We start from the raw sequence: 20,856 nt of genomic DNA, 5'->3' as shown, positions 1-20,856 counted from the left end.
GAGAGCTTAAACCCACACACGTGTCGACACGATGACCTGGGTGCCTTCGATCTACGGATCCTGGGTTGGTCATTGGGATACGTGGAGGCCCAACCCGACTTATCAAGGAACTATCATGTCCCAAGTCAACATGCGCGATATGCTGAAGGCCGGTGTGCACTTCGGTCACCAAACCCGTTACTGGAACCCGAAAATGGGTAAGTACATTTTCGGTGCGCGCAACAAGATTCACATCATCAACCTTGAAAAAACCCTGCCAATGTTCAACGACGCACTGACTTTCGTCGAGCGTCTGGCCCAGGGCAAAAACAAGATTCTGTTCGTCGGCACCAAGCGTTCCGCTGGCAAGATCGTTGCTGAAGAAGCAGCACGTTGCGGTTCGCCGTACGTCGATCACCGCTGGTTGGGCGGCATGCTGACCAACTACAAAACCATCCGTGCTTCGATCAAGCGTCTGCGCGACCTGGAAACCCAGGCCGAAGATGGCACCTTCGCCAAGCTGACCAAGAAAGAAGCCCTGATGCGCTCCCGTGATCTGGAAAAACTGGATCGCAGCCTGGGCGGCATCAAGGACATGGGCGGTCTGCCTGATGCCCTGTTCGTGATCGACGTTGACCACGAGCGCATCGCTATCACCGAAGCCAACAAGCTGGGCATCCCGGTCATCGGCGTTGTCGATACCAACAGCAGCCCAGAAGGCGTTGACTACATCATCCCAGGCAACGATGACGCCATCCGCGCTATCCAGCTGTACATGGGTTCGATGGCTGACGCGGTTATCCGTGGTCGCAACAACGTTGCTGGCGGCACCGAAGTTTACGCTGAAGAAGCAGCACCAGCTGCTGAGTAATTGACGCCTGGCGTCTACTCGGCACGCAAAAAGGGGGCTAGGCCCCCTTTTTGCCACCTTGAAATCCTCCTGTCAGCATCGCCGTTGCAAACTGCATGAGTGCTGGCACTGGATTTACAGATTTGAACGCCCGTCAAGTATCGGGTGGAATGGTTGAAAACCTATCCAAGAGGAATTTGAAATGGCAGAGATTACTGCAGCGCTGGTTAAAGAACTGCGCGAGCGTACCGGCGAAGGCATGATGGACTGCAAGAAAGCCTTGACCAAGGCTGGCGGCGACATCGAAAAAGCAATCGACGACATGCGTGCTTCGGGCGCCATCAAGGCCGCCAAGAAAGCTGGCAACGTTGCTGCTGAAGGCGCCATTGCCATCAAGGCTGACGACAAGTCCGCCGTCCTGCTGGAAGTGAACTCGCAGACCGACTTCCTGGCCCTGCAAGACGACTTCAAGAACTTCGTCGCTGAAAGCGTTGAACAGGCTTTCGCTGAAAAACTGACCGACGCCGCTCCGCTGATCGCTTCGCGCGAAGCAGCTCGTGAAGCCCTGGTTGCCAAGGTTGGTGAGAACGTCAACATCCGTCGCCTGGTGCGCGTTGAAGGTGACGTTGTCGGTACCTACCTGCACGGTAACAAGATCGGTGTTGCTGTTGTCCTGAAGGGCGGCGACGTCCAGCTGGCCAAAGAAATCGCCATGCACGTGGCTGCCAGCAACCCAGAGTTCCTGAATCCATCGGAAGTCTCGGCTGAAGCAATCGAGCGCGAGAAGGCTGTATTCATGCAGCTGAACGAAGAGAAGATGAAGGGCAAGCCTGAGAACATCGTCGCCAACATGATCGACGGTCGTATCAAGAAGTTCCTGGCCGAAGCCAGCCTGGTCGAGCAAGCGTTCGTCATGAACCCGGAAATCAAGGTCGGCGAACTGGCCAAGAAAGCCGGTGCTGAAATCGTTTCCTTCACCTACTTCAAAGTAGGCGAAGGCATCGAGAAGCCAGTCGACAACTTCGCTGAAGAAGTTGCCGCACAGCTGGCTGCTGCCAAGCAATAAGACAGATTCACCTCTGTCGCCCCGAAGAGGCTGCCCGCTCACGCGCGCAGCCTCTTTGTCAAACCGGAAGGGGTTTATCCAACTTGCTTCCGCTGGCACTGAAGCAGTGCCGCGCTACAGTTAGCAGGCTGTAAACAGCCCGCTCAGATTTTTTACAAACGCCGCAGGAGAGATTCGCAATGGCTCAGCAGGGCAGTGGTTATCAAGCTCGCTATAAACGCATTCTACTCAAGCTTAGCGGCGAGGCCCTGATGGGCTCGGAAGAATTCGGGATCGACCCCAAGGTCCTGGATCGCATGGCACTGGAAGTTGGCCAACTGGTCGGGATCGGTGTTCAGGTAGGCTTGGTGATCGGTGGTGGTAACCTGTTCCGTGGCGCGGCGCTCAGTGCAGCCGGCATGGACCGCGTCACTGGCGACCACATGGGCATGCTGGCGACGGTAATGAATGCCCTGGCCATGCGTGATGCGCTGGAACGGGCGAACATCACTGCTATCGTCATGTCGGCCATTTCCATGGTGGGTGTGACCGATCATTACGATCGTCGCAAAGCCATGCGCCACCTGAACTCGAAAGAAGTTGTAATCTTCGCTGCCGGTACCGGCAACCCGTTCTTCACCACCGATTCCGCCGCTTGCCTGCGCGCCATCGAAATCGATGCCGATGTGGTATTGAAGGCAACCAAGGTCGATGGTGTATACACTGCAGATCCATTCAAAGACCCGCATGCCGAGAAGTTCGATCATCTGACTTACGATGAAGTGCTGGATCGCAAGCTGGGGGTAATGGACCTGACGGCAATCTGCCTGTGCCGCGACCACAAGATGCCGCTGCGCGTCTTCAACATGAACAAGCCCGGCGCCCTGCTGAACATTGTGCACGGCGGCGCGGAAGGAACTCTGATCGAGGAAGTTCAAAAATGATCAACGAAATCAAGAAAGACGCCCAAGCGCGCATGCAGAAATCCCTGGAGTCTCTGGCTTACGCGTTCGGCCAGATTCGTACCGGCAAGGCACACCCAAGCATCCTGGCAAGCGTGATGGTGCCTTACTACGGTACCGACACCCCGATCAGCGGCGTCGCCAACGTCACCGTGAAAGATTCGCGCACCCTGCAGGTCGTGGCTTTCGAGCGCAACATGCTCGCTGCCGTTGACAAGGCCATCCAGAGCGCCGGTTTGAACCTCAACCCGACCAACCTGGGTGAGTTGCTGCTGATCACCATGCCAGCCCTGACTGAAGAAACCCGCAAGGGCTTCACCAAGCAGGCACGCAGTGCGGCCGAAGACGCTCGCGTTGCTGTGCGCAACATTCGCCGCGATGCTCTGGGTGAACTGAAGAAGCTGGTCAAAGACAAGGAAATCAGTGAAGACGAAGAGCGTCGCGCCATCGCTGATATCGACAAGCTGACGAAAGATACCGAGGCCCAGATCACCAAGGCCACCGAAGAGAAAGAAAAGGACCTGATGGCCGTTTAAAGGTCGGGACTTTTTTTAATGGAAAAGACCAAACAGGGTGGGTCCCCATCGGTGCCGCGCCATGTCGCGATCATCATGGATGGGAATAATCGCTGGGCGAAGAAGCGCCTGTTGCCCGGTGTTGCCGGGCACAAGGCTGGCGTTGACGCTGTGCGCGCGGTCATCGAGGTGTGCGCCGAGGCCAAGGTCGAGGTCCTGACCCTGTTCGCCTTCTCCAGCGAGAACTGGCAGCGCCCGGCTGAAGAGGTCGGGGCGTTGATGGAGCTGTTTTTCTCGGCCTTGCGCCGGGAAGCCAAGCGCCTCAACGACAACAATATCAGCCTGCGCATCATCGGTGACCGCTCACGCTTTCACCCTGAGCTGCAGGCTGCCATGCGCGAAGCGGAAGCGCTGACTGCCGGCAGCAATCGCTTCATCCTGCAGATCGCCGCCAACTACGGTGGTCAGTGGGACATCGCCCAGGCCGCCCAGCGCCTGGCGCGCGAGGTTCAGGCCGGTCACTTGCGTGCGGACGACATCACTCCCGAGCTGCTGCAGACCTGCCTGGCGACAGGCGACCTGCCGCTGCCGGATCTGTGTATCCGTACCGGTGGCGAGCACCGCATCAGCAACTTCCTGTTGTGGCAGCTGGCGTACGCCGAACTGTACTTCTCCGACCTGTTCTGGCCGGACTTCAAACACGAGGCCATGCGCACTGCGTTGGCCGATTACGCTTCGCGCCAGCGCCGTTTCGGGAAAACCAGCGAGCAGGTCGAAGCTGGAGCCCGTGCTTAATGCTTAAACAACGCATCATCACTGCGCTGATCCTGTTGCCGATCGCTCTGGGGGGCTTTTTCTTGCTCGAGGGTGGGGATTTTGCCCTGTTCATCGGGCTGGTGGTCACCCTGGGGGCCTGGGAGTGGGCGCGCCTGGCGGGCCTGGTGGCACAAGCTGTACGTGTTGCCTTCGCCGCCGTGGTGGCCGGGCTACTGATGCTGCTCTACCTGATGCCGGAGCTGGCGCCCTGGGTGCTGGGGGCGTCGGTCTTGTGGTGGGGCGTGGCGACCTGGTTGGTACTGACGTATCCGCGTAGCAGCGAACTCTGGTCCAGCGTCGCTTGCCGGTTGCTGATCGGCCTGCTGATCCTGTTGCCGGCCTGGCAAGGGCTGGTGCTGCTCAAGCACTGGCCCTTGGGTAATTGGTTGATCATGGCGGTCATGGTGCTGGTCTGGAGCGCGGACATTGGTGCGTACTTCTCCGGGCGTGCCTTCGGCAAGCGCAAGCTGGCGCCGCAAGTGAGCCCCGGCAAGAGCTGGGAAGGTGTTTACGGCGGTCTGGCGCTGAGCCTGGTGATTACCCTGGTGGTCGGTCTCAATCGCGGCTGGAGTATCACCGAGCTGCTGCTGGGGCTACTGGGCGCGGCCATCGTGGTGCTGGTGTCGGTTGTGGGCGACTTGACCGAAAGTATGTTCAAGCGCCGCTCCGGGATCAAGGACAGCAGTAATCTGCTGCCGGGCCACGGTGGCGTGCTGGATCGTATCGACAGCCTGACCGCTGCCATTCCGCTGTTTGCCGTGCTGCTCTGGGCAGCCAACTGGGGCGTGATGTGAGTAGCGTGCAACGTATTACCGTACTGGGTGCGACCGGCTCGATTGGCCTGAGCACCCTGGATGTGATCGCTCGTCACCCTGACCGCTACCAGGTGTTCGCCCTGAGTGGATACTCGCGGTTGCAGGAATTACTCGCCCTGTGCCTGCGGCATGCCCCGGTGTTTGCCGTGGTGCCGACGGCCGAGGCGGCAGTGCAGCTTCGTGCGGGCCTGTTGGCAGCCGGTTCGACGACCGAAGTGCTGGAAGGCGAAGCCGGCTTGTGTCAGGTGGCGGCAGCGCCTGAAGTTGATGCCGTGATGGCAGCGATTGTCGGCGCGGCGGGATTGCGTCCTACCCTGGCGGCGGTCGAGGCAGGCAAGAAAGTCCTGCTGGCTAACAAAGAGGCGCTGGTGATGTCCGGCGCCTTGTTCATGCAGGCCGTGCAGCGCAGCGGTGCGGTGTTGCTGCCGATCGACAGCGAGCACAACGCGATTTTCCAGTGCTTGCCTGGCGACTATGCCCGCGGCCTGTCTCAGGTGGGCGTGCGGCGCATCCTGCTGACCGCTTCCGGTGGGCCGTTTCGTGAAACCCCCTTGGCCGAGCTGGCCGAGGTCAGCCCGGAACAGGCCTGTGCCCATCCGAACTGGTCCATGGGGCGCAAGATCTCGGTCGATTCGGCAAGCATGATGAATAAAGGTCTCGAGCTGATCGAGGCCTGCTGGTTGTTCGATGCGCGGCCGAGTCAGGTCGAAGTGGTGGTGCACCCGCAGAGTGTGATCCACTCGCTGGTCGACTACGTCGATGGTTCGGTGCTGGCCCAGCTGGGCAACCCGGACATGCGCACACCGATTGCCAATGCCCTGGCCTGGCCACAACGGATCGATTCCGGTGTCGCGCCGCTGGATCTGTTCGCGGTTGCGCGCCTGGATTTCCAGGCCCCCGACGAGCAGCGTTTCCCCTGCCTGCGCCTGGCGCGTCAGGCGGCGGAGGCCGGTAATAGTGCGCCTGCAATGCTCAATGCCGCCAATGAAGTGGCGGTGGAGGCATTTCTGCAGCGGCGGATTCGCTTCCCGCAGATCGCGAGTATGATCGAACAAGTACTCGACCAGGAACCGGTCGTCGCCGTGCCGACGCTCGACGCGGTGTTTGCCGCCGATCAGCGCGCCCGCCAGCTGGCCGGGCAATGGTTGAACGATCACGGGCGCTGAGGCCGGGCTGAACGTCATTCGGAGAAAGATATGAGTGCGCTCTACATGATTATCGGCACCCTGGTGGCATTGGGTGTGCTGGTCACCTTTCACGAATTCGGCCACTTCTGGGTGGCCCGGCGTTGTGACGTCAAGGTTCTGCGTTTTTCCGTCGGTTTTGGTATGCCGCTGCTGCGCTGGCACGATCGTCACGGTACCGAGTTCGTGGTGGCAGCCATCCCGCTGGGTGGCTACGTCAAAATGCTCGATGAGCGCGAAGGTGAAGTGCCACTCGATCAGATCGATCAGTCCTTCAACCGCAAGTCGGTGCGCCAGCGTATTGCAATCGTCGCCGCCGGGCCGGTGGCCAACTTTCTGCTGGCCATCCTGTTTTTCTGGGTGCTGGCAATGCTCGGCACCCAGCAGGAACGTCCGGTCATCGGTGGGGTCGAAGCGGGCAGTGTGGCAGAGGTCGCAGGCCTGAAAGCTGGCCAGGAAATTGTTTCTATTGATGGCAAGGCGACGACCGGCTGGTCTGCCGTCAATCTGCAGTTGATCCGGCGTCTGGGCGAAAGCGGTCAGTTGCATATCAATGTGCGCGAAGAAGGCGCAACGGTTGACAGTGCTCATGTGCTGACCCTGGACAATTGGCTCAAAGGGGCGGATGAACCCGATCCTATCCGTTCGCTGGGCTTGCGTCTGTGGCGCCCGGCGTTGCCACCGGTGCTGGCTGAGCTTGACCCTAAAGGTCCGGCCAAGGCCGCTGGTCTGCAGCCCGGTGATCGCCTGCTGAGCCTTGATGGCCAGGCCCTGAATGACTGGCAACAAGTCGTCGATACCGTGCGTGGGCGCGCGGGTAGCAAGATCGTGCTGCAAGTCGAGCGTAGTGGTGCAACCCTGGAGATTCCGGTTACCCTGGCCAGTCGTGGCGAGGGCAAGTCGGCCAGCGGTTATCTCGGAGCTGGCGTAAAGCCAGTGAAGTGGCCGGATGCCATGCTTCGAGAGGTCCGCTATGGGCCGTTGGAGGCCGTAGGCGAGGGGCTTTCACGGACCTGGAACATGAGCGTCCTGACCCTCGAATCGTTGAAGAAAATGCTGTTCGGCGAGCTCTCGGTAAAAAACTTGAGTGGACCGATAACCATTGCTAAAGTGGCGGGCGCTTCAGCCCAGTCAGGCGTTGGGGATTTCCTGAATTTCCTCGCCTACCTGAGCATTAGCCTGGGGGTTCTTAATTTGCTGCCCATTCCAGTACTGGATGGGGGGCATTTGCTGTTCTACCTGATCGAATGGGCGCGTGGTCGTCCGCTTTCAGATCGGGTGCAAGGTTGGGGGATCCAGATCGGTATCAGTTTGGTAGTCGGGGTGATGTTGCTTGCCCTGATAAACGATTTGGGTCGACTGTAAAGCTTCGCTCAATTGCGAACCTGCCGCGTCCCGCGGCGGGTCGTTTATTGCCAGTTGGAATAAGAAAGGACTTCATGAAACGTCTGCTGCTAACTGCGGTTCTCGCCGTACTGATGATCGCTGAAGTTCACGCCGAGTCCTTCACCATCTCCGATATTCGTGTCAATGGTCTGCAGCGGGTTTCCGCGGGCAGCGTTTTCGGTGCCTTGCCATTGAACGTCGGCGATGAAGCCGATGACCGTCGCCTGGTGGAATCCACCCGTGCGCTGTTCAAGACCGGTTTCTTCCAGGATATCCAACTGGGCCGTGACGGCAACGTCCTGATCATCACCGTGGTCGAGCGTCCTTCGGTGTCGAGCATCGAGATCGAGGGCAACAAGGCCATCAGTACTGAAGACCTGATGAAAGGTCTGAAACAGTCTGGCCTGTCCGAAGGCGAGATCTTCCAGCGCGCCACCCTTGAAGGTGTGCGTAACGAACTGCAACGCCAGTACGTTGCCCAGGGTCGTTACTCGGCAGAGGTCGACACTGAAGTCGTGCCGCAGCCGCGCAACCGCGTCGGTCTGAAGATCAAGATCAACGAAGGCACCGTGGCTGCGATCCAGCACATCAACGTGGTCGGCAACACCGTCTTCCCTGAAGAAGACCTGGTTGGCCTGTTCGAGCTGAAGACCACCAACTGGCTGTCGTTCTTCAAGAACGATGACAAGTACGCCCGTGAAAAACTCTCCGGTGACCTGGAGCGTCTGCGTTCCTACTACCTGGACCGCGGCTACATCAACATGGACATCGCTTCCACCCAGGTGTCGATCACCCCGGACAAGAAGCACGTCTACATTACCGTCAACGTCAACGAAGGCGAGAAGTACACCGTTCGTGACGTGAAGCTCTCCGGTGACCTCAAGGTGCCGGAAGATCAGGTCAAGTCGCTGATGCTGGTGCAGCCGGGCCAGGTGTTCTCGCGTAAAGTGATGACCACCACTTCCGAACTGATCACCCGTCGTCTGGGTAACGAAGGCTACACCTTCGCCAACGTCAATGGCGTGCCACAACCAAACGACCAGGATCACACTGTCGACATCACTTTCGTGGTCGATCCGGGCAAGCGTGCCTACGTCAACCGTATCAACTTCCGTGGCAACACCAAGTCCGAAGACGAAGTGCTGCGTCGTGAAATGCGTCAGATGGAAGGTGGCTGGGCTTCGACCTACCTGATCGACCAGTCCAAGACCCGCCTTGAGCGCCTGGGCTTCTTCAAGGAAGTCAACGTCGAGACCCCGGCCGTTCCGGGCACTGATGACCAGGTCGACGTCAACTACAGCGTTGAAGAACAAGCGTCCGGTTCGATCACAGCCAGCGTCGGTTTCGCCCAGAGCGCCGGTCTGATCCTCGGTGGTTCGATCAGCCAGACCAACTTCCTGGGTACCGGTAACAAGGTGTCCATCGGTCTGACCCGCAGTGAATACCAGAGCCGCTACAACTTCGGCTTTGTTGACCCCTACTGGACTGCCGACGGCGTCAGCCTGGGCTATAACGCCTTCTATCGCACCACTGACTACGATGACCTCGACGTCGACGTTGCCAGCTATGCGGTCGACAGCCTGGGTGCAGGCGTCAGCGTCGGTTACCCGATCAGCGAAACCTCGCGTCTGACCTTCGGCCTGACCGTCCAGCAGGACGAGATCAAGACCGGTAAGTACACCGTTGACGAGATCTTCGACTTCGTTAATGAAGAGGGTGACAAGTACCTGAACTTCAAGGCGTCCGCCGGCTGGTCCGAGTCGACCCTGAACAAGGGCGTGCTGGCCACCCGTGGTCACTCCCAGAGCCTGGTGCTCGAGGCGACCACGCCTGGCAGCGACCTGTCGTTCTTCAAGCTCGACTACCGTGGCCAGCTGTTCAAGCCAATCACCAACGACTACACCCTGCGCCTGCACACTGAACTGGGCTATGGTGATGGTTTCGGTGGCACTTCGGGCCTGCCGTTCTACGAGAACTACTACGCCGGTGGTTTCAACTCGGTTCGTGGCTTCAAGGACAGCAGCCTGGGCCCACGCAGTACGCCGAGTGACGGTCACAACCCGGGCACCATCGCCGACCCGGACCAGGATCCACTGCCGTTCGGTGGTAACGTCCTCGTCCAGGGTGGTATGGAGGTGTTGTTCCCGCTGCCGTTCGTCAAGGACCAGCGCTCGCTGCGCACCTCGGTATTCTGGGATGTGGGTAACGTGTTCGATACCAACTGCGGCTCCAAGCCAGATTGCGAGAAGGTTGGCCTGTCGGGCCTGGCCAGCTCCGTCGGCCTGGGTGTGACCTGGATTACCGCACTCGGTCCGTTGAGCTTCAGCCTGGCGATGCCGGTGAAGAAACCGGACGAAGCCGATACCCAGGTGTTCCAATTCTCTCTGGGTCAGACCTTCTAAGGTCTGCCCCCTGCTAACGACAACGGATTCTGTAGGAGTGCATCGTGCGTAAGTTGACCCAACTGGCAGTACTGGCTGCGGCCCTGGTCGCAACCCCGGCTTTCGCCGAAATGAAAGTAGCCGTCCTGAACTATCAGATGGCCCTGCTTGAGTCGGACGCGGCGAAGAAGTACGCCGTCGATGCCGAGAAGAAGTTCGGCCCGCAGCTGACCAAGCTGAAGAACCTGGAAAGCAGCGCCAAGGGCATCGCCGACCGCATTCGTGCCGGTGGCGACAAGATGGCCCAGCCAGAGCGTGAGCGCCTGGAGCTTGAATACAAGCAGAAAGCCCGTGACTTCCAGTTCCAGTCCAAAGAGCTGAACGAGTCCAAGGCCGTGGCGGACCGTGAAATGCTCAAGCAACTGAAGCCGAAACTCGATGGCGCGGTTGAAGAAGTGATCAAGAAGGGCGGTTTTGATCTGGTGCTCGAGCGTGGCGCGGTGATTGATGTCAAACCTCAGTACGACATCACTCGCCAAGTCATCGAGCGCATGAACCAGTCCCGTTGAACATGACTGTGACCATGAAACTCGGCCAGCTGGCCGAGTTCCTCGGCGCCACCCTCCGTGGCCCCGAGGAGCTGGAAATCTCTGGCCTGGCAACCCTTCAGGAAGCCGGGGCGGGGCAGTTGAGCTTTCTCGCCAATCCGCAGTACCGCAAGTACCTCGGTGACAGCCACGCGGCTGCGATCCTGCTCAAAGCGGCCGATGCCGAAGGCTTTACCGGCAATGCGCTGATCGTCCCCGATCCGTACCTCGCTTATGCACGCATCTCCCACCTGTTCGATCCGAAGCCAAGGGCTGTAGCGGGAGTTCATCCCAGCGCCGTGGTTGCCGACGATGCCCAGGTCGATGCCAGCGCCAGTGTCGGTGCGTGTGCGGTGATCGAGAGCGGTGCGCAGATTGGCCCGGGTGTGACCATCGGTGCGCAGTGCTTCATCGGCGCCCGTTGCGTGATCGGCGAGGGTGGCTGGTTGGCCCCGCGGGTGACCCTGTACCACGACGTACGCATCGGCAAGCGTGTGGTGATCCAGTCTGGTGCAGTGATCGGTGGTGAGGGCTTCGGCTTTGCCAACGAGAAGGGTGTCTGGCAGAAGATCGCGCAGATCGGTGGGGTCAGTATCGGTGACGATGTCGAGATCGGTGTGAACACCGCAATCGACCGCGGCGCCTTGGCAGACACGCGGATCGGCGATGGGGTCAAGCTCGACAACCAGATCCAGATCGCCCATAACGTACAGATTGGTGATCACACGGCGATGGCGGCCTGCGTCGGCATTTCCGGCAGTACCAAAATCGGCAAGCATTGCACCATCGCCGGCGGTGTCGGCATGGTCGGGCATATCGATGTCTGTGACGGTGTTTTCGTATCCGGCATGACCATGGTCACGCGGTCGATCACCGAACCTGGGGCTTATTCTTCCGGTACGGCGATGCAGCCGCTGGGCGAGTGGCGTAAAAGTGCTGCGCGGATTCGCCAGCTCGACGAGATGGCAAAACGCCTTCAACAGTTGGAAAAGCGTGTCGAGGTCGTGACCTCAGGCAGCCAGCCTTCATCAGAAGGCTGATACCATTTCCTGATCGAGAGTGAATAGCCACAGGCTGACTCTTTGATTTGCAAAAGGAGCGCCTGGCAAAAGCGGGCGCTCCCTATCTTTACTACAGGCTTCCCCCCGAAATGATGGACATCAACGAGATTCGCGAATACCTGCCTCACCGTTACCCGTTCCTGTTGGTGGACCGGGTAGTGGACCTGGATGTCGAGGCCCAGCGCATTCGTGCCTACAAGAATGTCAGCATCAACGAACCGTTCTTCAATGGTCACTTCCCGGCGCACCCGATCATGCCGGGCGTACTGATCATCGAAGCCATGGCCCAGGCGGCCGGTATCCTTGGCTTCAAGATGCTCGACGTGAAACCTGCGGACGGTACGCTGTACTATTTCGTCGGTTCCGACAAACTGCGCTTCCGTCAGCCGGTGCTGCCGGGTGACCAGCTGATCCTCGAAGCCAAGTTCATCAGCTGCAAGCGTCAGATCTGGAAGTTCGAATGCCAGGCGTCGGTCGACGGCAAGCCAGTGTGCTCGGCCGAGATCATCTGCGCGGAACGTAAACTATGAGTTTGATTGACCCTCGGGCAATCATCGATCCTTCGGCGAGGATCGCCGACGGCGTCGAGGTCGGCCCTTGGTCTATTGTCGGTGCCGGGGTCGAGATCGGCGAGGGGACCGTTATCGGTCCGCACGTCATCCTCAAGGGGCCGACCCGTATCGGTCGGCACAATCGCATCTACCAGTTTTCTTCGGTAGGTGAAGACACCCCTGACCTCAAGTACAAGGGTGAGCCTACACGCCTGGTCATCGGTGATCACAATGTCATCCGTGAAGGGGTGACCATCCACCGTGGCACCGTGCAGGACCGCTCGGAAACCACGCTGGGCGATCACAACCTGATCATGGCCTATGCCCACATCGGTCATGACAGCGTCATCGGCAACCACTGCATTCTGGTGAACAATACCGCGCTGGCCGGGCATGTCCATGTCGACGACTGGGCGATCCTCTCCGGATTTACCTTGGTGCATCAGTTCTGCCATATCGGCGCCCACAGCTTTTCCGGCATGGGCACCGCCATCGGCAAGGACGTCCCGGCTTATGTGACGGTCTTCGGTAACCCAGCCGAAGCACGCAGCATGAACTTCGAGGGCATGCGCCGTCGCGGTTTCAGCGAAGATGCGATTCATGCCCTGCGTCGTGCCTACAAGGTGGTTTATCGTCAGGGGCTGACGGTCGAACAGGCCATTGCCGAACTGGCTGAGCCGGCGTCGCAGTTCCCTGAAGTCGACGTGTTCCTCAAGTCGATCCAGAACTCCACCCGCGGCATCACGCGCTGATCATGGCTGAGCTCTGTGTAGCGCTGGTGGCGGGTGAAGCCAGCGGCGATATCCTTGGCGCGGGCTTGATGCGCGCGCTCAAGGCGCGCCATCCGCAGGTGCGGTTCATCGGGGTTGGCGGGCCGCTGATGCAGGCTGAAGGCCTGGTGTCCTACTTCCCCATGGAACGCCTGGCGGTCATGGGCCTGGTCGAGGTGCTGGGTCGCCTGCGTGAGCTGCTCAAGCGGCGCAAGGCTCTGATCCAGACCTTGATCGACGAACGCCCGGATGTGTTCATCGGTATCGATGCGCCGGACTTCACCCTCAATATCGAACTGAATCTGCGCAAAGCCGGGATCAAGACCGTGCACTACGTCAGCCCCTCGGTCTGGGCCTGGCGGCAGAAGCGTGTGCTGAAGATTCGCGAAGGGTGCGACCTGATGCTGACGCTGTTTCCCTTCGAGGCCAAGTTCTACGAAGAGAAGGGCGTGCCGGTGCGTTTTGTCGGTCACCCGCTGGCTGACAGTATTCCCCTCGAAGCGGATCGTCGTGCTGCCCGCGAACAACTAGGGCTCGGCGAAGGGCCGCTGGTGGCCTTGATGCCCGGCAGCCGTGGCGGTGAAGTAGGGCGCTTGGGCGCATTGTTTCTCGATACCGCTCAACGTCTGCGTGAGCTGGTACCGGGCGTACGCTTTGTGTCGCCGTGTGCCAATGCCGAGCGCCGAGCCCAGCTGGAGCAGATGCTGCAGGGGCGCGACCTGCCGTTGACCTTGCTCGACGGTCGTTCACACCAGGCCCTGGCCGCTTGCGATGCGGTGTTGATCGCCTCGGGTACTGCCACCCTGGAAGCGCTGCTGTTCAAGCGGCCGATGGTGGTCGCCTACCGTTTGGCACCGCTGACTTACTGGATTCTCAAACGACTGGTCAAAAGCCCCTACGTGTCCCTGCCCAACCTGCTGGCCCAGCGCATGCTGGTACCTGAGCTGCTGCAGGAAGCCGCCACCCCCGAAGCCCTGGCCCAGACGCTGGCGCCGCTGGTTGCGGGCGGTACGCAGCAGACCGAAGGTTTTGACCAGATTCACCGTACCCTGCGCCGCGATGCCTCGAACCAGGCAGCCGAAGCGGTGCTGGCCCTGCTGGAAACCCGATAGATGCAAATGGGACTGGACTTCAACCTGGTCGAGGACCTGGTCGCCGGCGTCGACGAAGTCGGCCGCGGCCCGCTGTGCGGCGCGGTAGTGACGGCGGCGGTGATCCTCGATCCGCAGCGACCGATTCTCGGTCTGAACGATTCGAAGAAGCTCACTGAGGCGCGTCGCGAAAAGCTGTTTGATGAAATCTGCGAGAAAGCCCTGAGCTTCTGCATCGCCCGCGCCGAAGTCGAGGAAATCGACGAGCTGAACATCCTGCATGCCACCATGCTGGCAATGCAGCGCGCGGTCGAGGGGTTGAGCGTTACGCCGAAACTGGCGTTGATCGACGGCAACCGCTGCCCCAAGCTGTCAGTGCCAGCGGCACCGGTGGTCAAAGGTGACAGCCAGGTACCGGCGATTGCTGCCGCTTCGATCCTCGCCAAGGTTACCCGTGACCGGGAAATGGCCGTTTTCGAGCTGATGTATCCAGGTTATGGCATTGGTGGGCACAAGGGCTATCCGACCCCGGTGCACCTTGAAGCCTTGGCGCGCCTGGGGCCGACGCCGATTCACCGGCGCTCCTTTGCACCGGTGCGCGCCGCTTACGAGGCGCAGGGCGCCCTGAGCAACGGTTTCGCCGAGGTCTGATGACCTCGGGCAAGTGTCAGCAGTCAGGATCGACCTGCGCTGGCTGATGTTTTGATCAAGGCCCGGTACAATCCGGGCCTTGTTGTTTTGTGCTGCTATAGGATCATCATGTCGGCTTCTTTCGTTCATCTTCGCCTGCACACCGAATTCTCGCTGGTCGATGGCCTGGTGCGGATCAAGCCGCTGGCCAAGGCATTGGCCTCGATGAACATGCCGGCCGTAGCGGTTACCGACCAGAGCAACATGTGCTCGCTGGTCAAGTTCTACAAGAACGCCATGGGCTCGGGGATCAAGCCGATCTGTGGTGCCGATCTGTGGCTGGCCAACCGCGACCCCGACGCACCGCTGTCGCGCATCTGCTTTCTGGCCATGGACGCCAAGGGTTATCGCAACCTCACCGAGTTGATCTCCCGCGGTTGGGTCGAAGGCCAGCGCAATGGCCTGGTGGTGATCGAGCGTGACTGGATCCCCGCCGCCAGCGAGGGGCTGATCGCCCTGTCGGCAGCCAAAGAGGGCGATATCGGCATGGCGTTGCTCAATGGCAACCCCGATGAAGCCGAAGCCTTGCTGCAGGACTGGATGGCGATGTTCCCTGATCGCTTCTATGTCGAAGTGCAGCGCACCAACCGCGCCGGTGATGAAGAGTACCTGCATGCTGCGGTCGCGCTGGCCGACAAGTTCAACGCGCCGCTGGTGGCGACCAACGATGTGCGCTTCATCAAGCAGTCGGATTACGACGCCCACGAAACCCGCGTATGCATCGGCGAAGGCCGCGCCCTGGACGACCCCCGGCGTTCGCGCAACTACAGTGACCAGCAGTACCTGAAAAGCCCGGAAGAAATGGCCGAGCTGTTCAGCGACCTGCCTGACGCGGTGGCCAACACCGTGGAGATTGCCAAGCGCTGCAACATCCAGGTGCAGCTGGGCAAACACTTCCTGCCGGATTTCCCGACGCCCAACGGCATGGGTATCGACGACTACCTGCGCCATGTCTCGCATGAAGGCCTGGAAGAGCGTCTGGCAGTGCTGTGGCCGAAAGAGACCACGCCCAACTATGAAGAAAAGCGCCAGGTCTACCTCGATCGCTTGAAGTTCGAACTGGATATCATCATCCAGATGGGCTTCCCCGGTTACTTCCTGATCGTTATGGACTTCATCAAGTGGGCCAAGAACAACGGCGTGCCCGTGGGCCCGGGCCGGGGTTCGGGTGCCGGCTCGCTGGTGGCCTATGTACTGAAGATCACCGACCTCGATCCGCTGGCCTATGACCTGCTGTTCGAACGTTTCCTCAACCCGGAACGGGTTTCCATGCCCGACTTCGACGTCGACTTCTGCATGGATGGCCGCGATCGGGTGATCGAATACGTGGCCGATGCTTACGGTCGCAACGCGGTAAGCCAGATCATCACCTTCGGTACCATGGCGGCCAAGGCGGTGGTGCGCGACGTGGCGCGGGTGCAGGGCAAGTCCTACGGCCTGGCGGATCGCCTGTCGAAGATGATTCCGTTCGAAGTGGGCATGACCCTGGAGAAAGCCTACGAGCAGGAAGAGATGCTCCGCGACTTCCTCAAGACCGATGAGGACGCCAAGGAAATCTGGGACATGGCCCTCAAGCTCGAGGGTGTCTGCCGTGGTACCGGTAAGCACGCCGGTGGTGTGGTTATCGCGCCGACCAAGCTCACCGACTTCTCGCCGATCGCCTGTGATGAAGAGGGCGGCGGCCTGGTCACCCAGTTCGACAAGGATGACGTCGAGGCGGCGGGCCTGGTGAAGTTCGACTTCCTCGGTCTGCGGACCCTGACCATCATCAAGTGGGCGATGGAAACCATCAACCGCGAGCAGGCCAAGAAGGGCCTGGATGACCTCAACATCGACTTCATCCCGCTGGATGACAAGAAAACCTACGAGCTGCTGCAAAAAGCCGAAACCACGGCGGTGTTCCAGCTTGAATCGCGGGGCATGAAGGAGCTGATCAAGAAGCTCAAGCCCGACTGCCTCGAAGACCTTATCGCACTGGTGGCGCTGTTCCGTCCCGGCCCGCTGCAATCGGGCATGGTTGACGACTTCATCAACCGCAAGCACGGTCGTGCCGAACTGGCTTACCCGCACTCGGACTACCAGTACGAAGGCCTCAAGCCAGTGTTGGCACCGACTTACGGCATCATCCTGTACCAGGAACAGGTGATGCAGATTGCTCAGGTAATGGCGGGCTACACCCTCGGTGGTGCGGACATGCTGCGCCGGGCCATGGGTAAGAAAAAACCCGAGGAAATGGCCAAGCAGCGCGGCGGTTTCATTGAAGGTTGCGCCTCCAACAACATCGACCCGGACCTGGCAGGTAACATCTTCGACCTGGTAGAGAAGTTCGCCGGTTACGGTTTCAACAAATCTCACTCCGCCGCCTATGGTCTGGTGTCCTACCAGACCGCCTGGTTGAAAACCCACTTCCCGGCGCCGTTCATGGCCGCGGTACTGTCGGCGGACATGCACAACACCGACAAGGTCGTGACCCTGATCGAGGAAGTGCGCAGCATGAAGCTGCGCCTCGATGCGCCGGACGTGAACACTTCCGACTTCAAGTTCACGGTTAACGATGACGGTCGTATCGTCTATGGCCTGGGTGCGATCAAGGGTGTGGGCGAGGGGCCGGTAGAGGCCATCGTTGAAGCGCGCAAGGAGGGCCCGTTCAAGGATCTGTTCGACTTCTGCGAGCGTGTCGACCTCAAACGTATCAACAAGCGCACCCTCGATGCATTGATTCGCAGCGGCGCCCTGGACCGTCTGGGGCCGTACTTCCATGACGAGCTCAAGGCCTACCAGGCCAATATCGACCGCAACCGCGCCGTGTTGCTGTCGACCATGGAAGAGGCGATCAAAGCCGCCGAGCAGACCGCCCGTACCGCGGACAGCGGCCACGTAGACCTGTTTGGCGGGCTGTTCGAGGAAGCAGACGCGGATGTCTATGCCAATCACCGCAAGGCCCGCGAGCTGACTCTCAAGGAACGCCTGCGCGGCGAAAAGGACACGCTGGGCCTGTACCTGACCGGTCACCCGATTGACGAATACGAAGGCGAGATCCGCCGCTTCGCCCGTCAGCGCATCATCGACCTGAAGCCGGCCCGCGACACCCAGACCGTGGCCGGGATGATCATCGCCCTGCGGGTAATGAAGAACAAAAAGGGTGACAAGATGGGCTTTGTCACCCTCGACGACCGTTCCGGACGTATCGAGGCCTCGCTGTTCGCCGACGCCTTCATGGCCGCCCAGGCCCTGTTGCAGACCGACGCGATGGTGGTGGTCGAAGGCGAGGTCAGCAATGATGACTTCTCCGGCGGCCTGCGCCTGCGGGTCAAGCGGGTCATGAGCATGGAAGATGCGCGGACCAACCTGGCCGAGAGCCTGCGCCTGAAAGTCCATAGCGACGCGTTGAAAGGCGATCGCCTGACCTGGCTGGGCGAGCTGTTCAAGCGCCATCGCGGGGCTTGTCCGATTACCATGGAGTACACCGGCAGCGATGCCCGGGCGATGCTGCAGTTCGGCGAAAGCTGGCGAATCGACCCGGCCGATGGCCTGATTCAGGCCCTGCGTGACCAGTTCGGGCGTGAGAACGTCTTTTTGCAATATCGATGAATTTTTAATCTCGACCTGAATGCGCCTGATCCCTTAAGGTAGGGCGCCAAACGGATCAACCGGCCGGCCGCCTGGCCGTAGACCCTAGACGGATGCCTATGAACCCGAATTTTCTGGATTTCGAACAGCCGATTGCTGACCTGCAAGCCAAGATCGAAGAGCTGCGCCTGGTCGGCAATGACAACTCGCTGAACATCGGCGATGAAATCGCCCGTCTGCAAGACAAGAGCAGCACCCTGACCGAAAGCATTTTCGGCAGCCTGACCAGCTGGCAGATTGCCCGTCTGGCCCGTCATCCGCGTCGTCCGTACACCCTGGACTACATCGATCACCTGTTCACCGAGTTCGACGAACTGCACGGCGATCGCCACTTTGCCGACGATGCGGCAATTGTCGGCGGCATTGCCCGTCTGGACGACAAGCCGGTGATGGTCATCGGTCACCAGAAAGGCCGCGAAGTGCGCGAAAAGGTCCGTCGCAACTTCGGTATGCCGCGTCCGGAAGGCTATCGCAAAGCGTGCCGTCTGATGGAAATGGCCGAACGCTTCAAGATGCCGATCCTGACCTTCATCGACACCCCGGGTGCTTACCCTGGCATCGACGCCGAAGAGCGCAACCAGAGTGAAGCGATTGCCTGGAACCTGCGGGTCATGGCGCGCCTGAAAACCCCGATCATCGCCACCGTCATCGGTGAAGGTGGTTCGGGTGGTGCACTGGCCATCGGCGTCTGCGATCAGCTGAACATGCTGCAGTACTCCACCTATTCGGTGATCTCGCCGGAAGGTTGCGCTTCGATCCTGTGGAAGACCGCCGAAAAGGCCTCGGACGCTGCCGAAGCCATGGGTATTACCGCTGAACGCCTGAAAGGCCTGGGTATTGTCGACAAGGTCATTGCCGAACCACTGGGCGGCGCCCACCGTGACCCGGCGAAAATGTCGGCCACCATCCGTGGCGAACTGATCGAGCAGCTGGACATGCTCAAGAAGTTCGACAACGATGCACTGCTCAAGCGCCGTTATGACCGTCTGATGAGCTACGGGCTCTGATCTGAGGTCCATCGCCGGCAAGGCCGGCTCCCACAGGATTGGGGTTCACCACTGGACCTGTGGGAGCTGGCCTTGCCAGCGATCGAGCGCAAAGCGTTCGCAACCGGGCCAACGCCGATGATTGATCTTCACAGCAAGCTCTCCCCCTGGCTCCAGGCCCCCTCCTGGTGCATCGCCCTCTCCGGCGGCCTCGACTCCACCGTCCTCCTGCACCTGCTGGTCAGCCTGTCCCGCCAACATCCGCTCCCCCCCATTCGTGCCATCCACATCCACCACGGCCTGCAAGCCGCGGCCGACGCCTGGCCAGCCCATTGCCAGCGCCTGTGCGACGAGCTGGGTGTCGAACTGCAGATCATCCATGTTCAGGTCGCCCCTGGCGCCAGCCTCGAGCAGGGTGCCCGCGACGCGCGATATGCAGCCTTTGCCGAGACCCTGCGTCCCGGCGAAGTGCTGTTGACCGGACAGCATCGCGAAGACCAGGCTGAGACCCTGCTGTTTCGGCTGCTGCGCGGAGCCGGTGTGCGCGGTCTGGCTGCAATGCCCGCTCAGCGTGCGTTGGGGCAGGGGCTGTTGCTGCGGCCCTTGCTTGAGGTGTCGCGGGAGGCGCTCGAGCGTTACGCTCATGCGCAACAGCTGGAGTGGGTCGAAGACCCCTCCAATGGCGATACGCAGTACTCCCGTAATTATTTGCGTCACGCTGTGTTCCCGGTGTTGCGCCAGCGTTGGCCGCAAGTGGCGCAGAATCTGGCGCGTGCTGCCGGACATCTGAGCGAGGCCCAGGGCCTGCTGGATGAGCTGGCGCTTGAGGATTTGCAGCAGGCCTCGACGCCGTGCGGCTTTGCCTGGCTGCCTCTGGCCTCGCTGGACCTGACAGTGCTGCGTGGCTTGTCCCCGGCGCGTCAGCGCAATGCCCTGCAATACTGGTTGGTTCAACGCACGCGCTTGCCGGACGCGCGTCATTGGGCCGGCTGGGAAGACCTGCGTGATGCATCAGGCGACGGACGGCCATGCTGGCGTCTGACCGACGGTGAGCTGCACCGCGCCAACGAGCGTATCTGGTGGCTGGCCGACGACTGGCTCAAGGCGCCGCTGGGGCAGAGCTGGGACGATCCGGCGCAAAGCCTGGCCTTGCCACACAATGGCAGCTTGCACTTGAGCGGCATGATGCCGCAGGGGCCGTTGCGTATCGCTTACCGCCAGGGCGGTGAAAGCCTGCAGGTTGCCGAGCGCGGCCGCCGCGACCTCAAGCGCCTGCTCAACGAGCTGCAGGTGCCGGCGTTCGTCCGTTGCCGCCTGCCGTTGCTGTATCGCCAAGACCAATTACTGGCGGTGGCCAACCTGCCGGAACTGAGTCAGGGGCCATGGCAATTACAGTGGTGCATACCGACGAGCGCGCAAGGTTTGAGATGAAAGGCACATTCCGGTAGACTACGCTCCCTTCTTGATACAACTTCTGTGGCTTCCCTGAAATCACGGCAGTTGCCGATTACCAAGCAGTTTTTTGCTGGGCGATTCTAAAAATGTGTAGCGAGCTCC

The 20,856-nt window shown here is 60.4% G+C and carries 18 protein-coding genes; all 18 read left to right on the top strand.

Translation table 11 applies throughout. The features are described from left to right. The first annotated feature begins 115 nt into the window (after positions 1-115). The 18 genes from rpsB (at position 116) to tilS (ending at position 20,730) form a co-directional block, all read left to right on the top strand. Positions 116-850 (top strand): 30S ribosomal protein S2, encoded by a 735-nt coding sequence (gene rpsB, locus NPS47_RS07450; protein WP_038614011.1) that lies wholly within the window; start codon positions 116-118, stop codon positions 848-850. 181 nt (positions 851-1,031) lie between these two features. Beyond that, positions 1,032-1,895, top strand: a complete 864-nt coding sequence (gene tsf, locus NPS47_RS07445; protein WP_038614008.1) for a translation elongation factor Ts — start codon at positions 1,032-1,034, stop codon at positions 1,893-1,895. Between the two features lie 179 nt (positions 1,896-2,074). Next, positions 2,075-2,818, top strand: a complete 744-nt coding sequence (pyrH, locus tag NPS47_RS07440) for a UMP kinase (protein ID WP_038614006.1) — start codon at positions 2,075-2,077, stop codon at positions 2,816-2,818. After that, positions 2,815-3,372 carry a ribosome recycling factor gene (frr, locus tag NPS47_RS07435; protein ID WP_045193626.1) on the top strand — a complete coding sequence of 186 codons (558 nt, stop codon included), beginning with the start codon at positions 2,815-2,817 and terminating at the stop codon, positions 3,370-3,372. Before pyrH ends, frr begins: the two co-directional genes overlap by 4 nt. An 18-nt stretch (positions 3,373-3,390) precedes the next feature. Further along, on the top strand, positions 3,391-4,146 hold the full coding sequence (gene uppS, locus NPS47_RS07430) for a polyprenyl diphosphate synthase (protein ID WP_038614002.1): 756 nt from the start codon (positions 3,391-3,393) through the stop codon (positions 4,144-4,146). After that, positions 4,146-4,961: a phosphatidate cytidylyltransferase gene (locus NPS47_RS07425; protein WP_274294345.1), complete on the top strand. Its 816-nt coding sequence runs from the start codon at positions 4,146-4,148 to the stop codon at positions 4,959-4,961. Before uppS ends, NPS47_RS07425 begins: the two co-directional genes overlap by 1 nt. Beyond that, the gene (ispC, locus tag NPS47_RS07420) at positions 4,958-6,148 is read left to right on the top strand and encodes a 1-deoxy-D-xylulose-5-phosphate reductoisomerase (protein WP_274294344.1); all 1,191 of its coding nucleotides are present in this window, start codon (positions 4,958-4,960) and stop codon (positions 6,146-6,148) included. Before NPS47_RS07425 ends, ispC begins: the two co-directional genes overlap by 4 nt. A gap of 30 nt (positions 6,149-6,178) precedes the next feature. Further along, positions 6,179-7,531, top strand: a complete 1,353-nt coding sequence (rseP, locus tag NPS47_RS07415) for an RIP metalloprotease RseP (protein ID WP_274294343.1) — start codon at positions 6,179-6,181, stop codon at positions 7,529-7,531. A 74-nt stretch (positions 7,532-7,605) separates the two neighbouring features. Beyond that, entirely contained in the window at positions 7,606-9,954 is a 2,349-nt protein-coding gene (bamA, locus tag NPS47_RS07410; RefSeq protein ID WP_274294342.1) for an outer membrane protein assembly factor BamA, read from the top strand. Between the two features lie 44 nt (positions 9,955-9,998). Further along, a complete protein-coding gene (locus tag NPS47_RS07405; RefSeq protein WP_274294341.1) occupies positions 9,999-10,502 on the top strand; it encodes an OmpH family outer membrane protein in 504 nt (167 codons plus the stop codon). Then, positions 10,499-11,560: a UDP-3-O-(3-hydroxymyristoyl)glucosamine N-acyltransferase gene (lpxD, locus tag NPS47_RS07400; RefSeq protein ID WP_274294340.1), complete on the top strand. Its 1,062-nt coding sequence runs from the start codon at positions 10,499-10,501 to the stop codon at positions 11,558-11,560. The genes NPS47_RS07405 and lpxD overlap by 4 nt, the downstream gene beginning before the upstream one ends. A gap of 110 nt (positions 11,561-11,670) precedes the next feature. Further along, entirely contained in the window at positions 11,671-12,111 is a 441-nt protein-coding gene (gene fabZ, locus NPS47_RS07395; protein ID WP_038613986.1) for a 3-hydroxyacyl-ACP dehydratase FabZ, read from the top strand. Beyond that, entirely contained in the window at positions 12,108-12,884 is a 777-nt protein-coding gene (gene lpxA / locus NPS47_RS07390; RefSeq protein WP_274294339.1) for an acyl-ACP--UDP-N-acetylglucosamine O-acyltransferase, read from the top strand. The genes fabZ and lpxA overlap by 4 nt, the downstream gene beginning before the upstream one ends. A gap of 2 nt (positions 12,885-12,886) precedes the next feature. Next, positions 12,887-14,014, top strand: coding sequence for a lipid-A-disaccharide synthase (gene lpxB / locus NPS47_RS07385; protein ID WP_274294338.1), 1,128 nt, complete (start codon positions 12,887-12,889; stop codon positions 14,012-14,014). Continuing rightward, on the top strand, positions 14,015-14,644 hold the full coding sequence (gene rnhB, locus NPS47_RS07380) for a ribonuclease HII (RefSeq protein WP_274294337.1): 630 nt from the start codon (positions 14,015-14,017) through the stop codon (positions 14,642-14,644). A gap of 108 nt (positions 14,645-14,752) precedes the next feature. Further along, the gene (gene dnaE / locus NPS47_RS07375) at positions 14,753-18,274 is read left to right on the top strand and encodes a DNA polymerase III subunit alpha (protein ID WP_274294336.1); all 3,522 of its coding nucleotides are present in this window, start codon (positions 14,753-14,755) and stop codon (positions 18,272-18,274) included. Positions 18,275-18,372: 98 nt separating this feature from the next. Further along, positions 18,373-19,320: an acetyl-CoA carboxylase carboxyltransferase subunit alpha gene (locus NPS47_RS07370; RefSeq protein WP_274294335.1), complete on the top strand. Its 948-nt coding sequence runs from the start codon at positions 18,373-18,375 to the stop codon at positions 19,318-19,320. A 117-nt stretch (positions 19,321-19,437) separates the two neighbouring features. Further along, positions 19,438-20,730, top strand: coding sequence for a tRNA lysidine(34) synthetase TilS (gene tilS / locus NPS47_RS07365; protein ID WP_274294334.1), 1,293 nt, complete (start codon positions 19,438-19,440; stop codon positions 20,728-20,730). Positions 20,731-20,856 lie beyond the last annotated feature (126 nt).

The sequence above is a fragment of the Pseudomonas putida genome (assembly GCF_028682475.1).
GTDB classification, from domain to species: Bacteria; Pseudomonadota; Gammaproteobacteria; order Pseudomonadales; family Pseudomonadaceae; genus Aquipseudomonas; species Aquipseudomonas putida_AG.
The sequence above is the reverse complement of the archived record's forward strand: the minus strand, read 5'-3'. Positions and strand labels throughout refer to the sequence as shown.

What these genes read in the sequence shown, in the direction of transcription:
- rpsB (WP_038614011.1), top strand. Translation starts at nt 116, where the DNA reads ATGTCCCAAGTCAACATGCGCGATATGCTGAAGGCCGGTGTGCACTTC.
- tsf (WP_038614008.1), top strand. Translation starts at nt 1,032, where the DNA reads ATGGCAGAGATTACTGCAGCGCTGGTTAAAGAACTGCGCGAGCGTACC.
- pyrH (WP_038614006.1), top strand. Translation starts at nt 2,075, where the DNA reads ATGGCTCAGCAGGGCAGTGGTTATCAAGCTCGCTATAAACGCATTCTA.
- frr (WP_045193626.1), top strand. Translation starts at nt 2,815, where the DNA reads ATGATCAACGAAATCAAGAAAGACGCCCAAGCGCGCATGCAGAAATCC.
- uppS (WP_038614002.1), top strand. Translation starts at nt 3,391, where the DNA reads ATGGAAAAGACCAAACAGGGTGGGTCCCCATCGGTGCCGCGCCATGTC.
- NPS47_RS07425 (WP_274294345.1), top strand. Translation starts at nt 4,146, where the DNA reads ATGCTTAAACAACGCATCATCACTGCGCTGATCCTGTTGCCGATCGCT.
- rseP (WP_274294343.1), top strand. Translation starts at nt 6,179, where the DNA reads ATGAGTGCGCTCTACATGATTATCGGCACCCTGGTGGCATTGGGTGTG.
- bamA (WP_274294342.1), top strand. Translation starts at nt 7,606, where the DNA reads ATGAAACGTCTGCTGCTAACTGCGGTTCTCGCCGTACTGATGATCGCT.
- fabZ (WP_038613986.1), top strand. Translation starts at nt 11,671, where the DNA reads ATGATGGACATCAACGAGATTCGCGAATACCTGCCTCACCGTTACCCG.
- lpxA (WP_274294339.1), top strand. Translation starts at nt 12,108, where the DNA reads ATGAGTTTGATTGACCCTCGGGCAATCATCGATCCTTCGGCGAGGATC.
- lpxB (WP_274294338.1), top strand. Translation starts at nt 12,887, where the DNA reads ATGGCTGAGCTCTGTGTAGCGCTGGTGGCGGGTGAAGCCAGCGGCGAT.
- rnhB (WP_274294337.1), top strand. Translation starts at nt 14,015, where the DNA reads ATGCAAATGGGACTGGACTTCAACCTGGTCGAGGACCTGGTCGCCGGC.
- dnaE (WP_274294336.1), top strand. Translation starts at nt 14,753, where the DNA reads ATGTCGGCTTCTTTCGTTCATCTTCGCCTGCACACCGAATTCTCGCTG.
- NPS47_RS07370 (WP_274294335.1), top strand. Translation starts at nt 18,373, where the DNA reads ATGAACCCGAATTTTCTGGATTTCGAACAGCCGATTGCTGACCTGCAA.
- tilS (WP_274294334.1), top strand. Translation starts at nt 19,438, where the DNA reads ATGATTGATCTTCACAGCAAGCTCTCCCCCTGGCTCCAGGCCCCCTCC.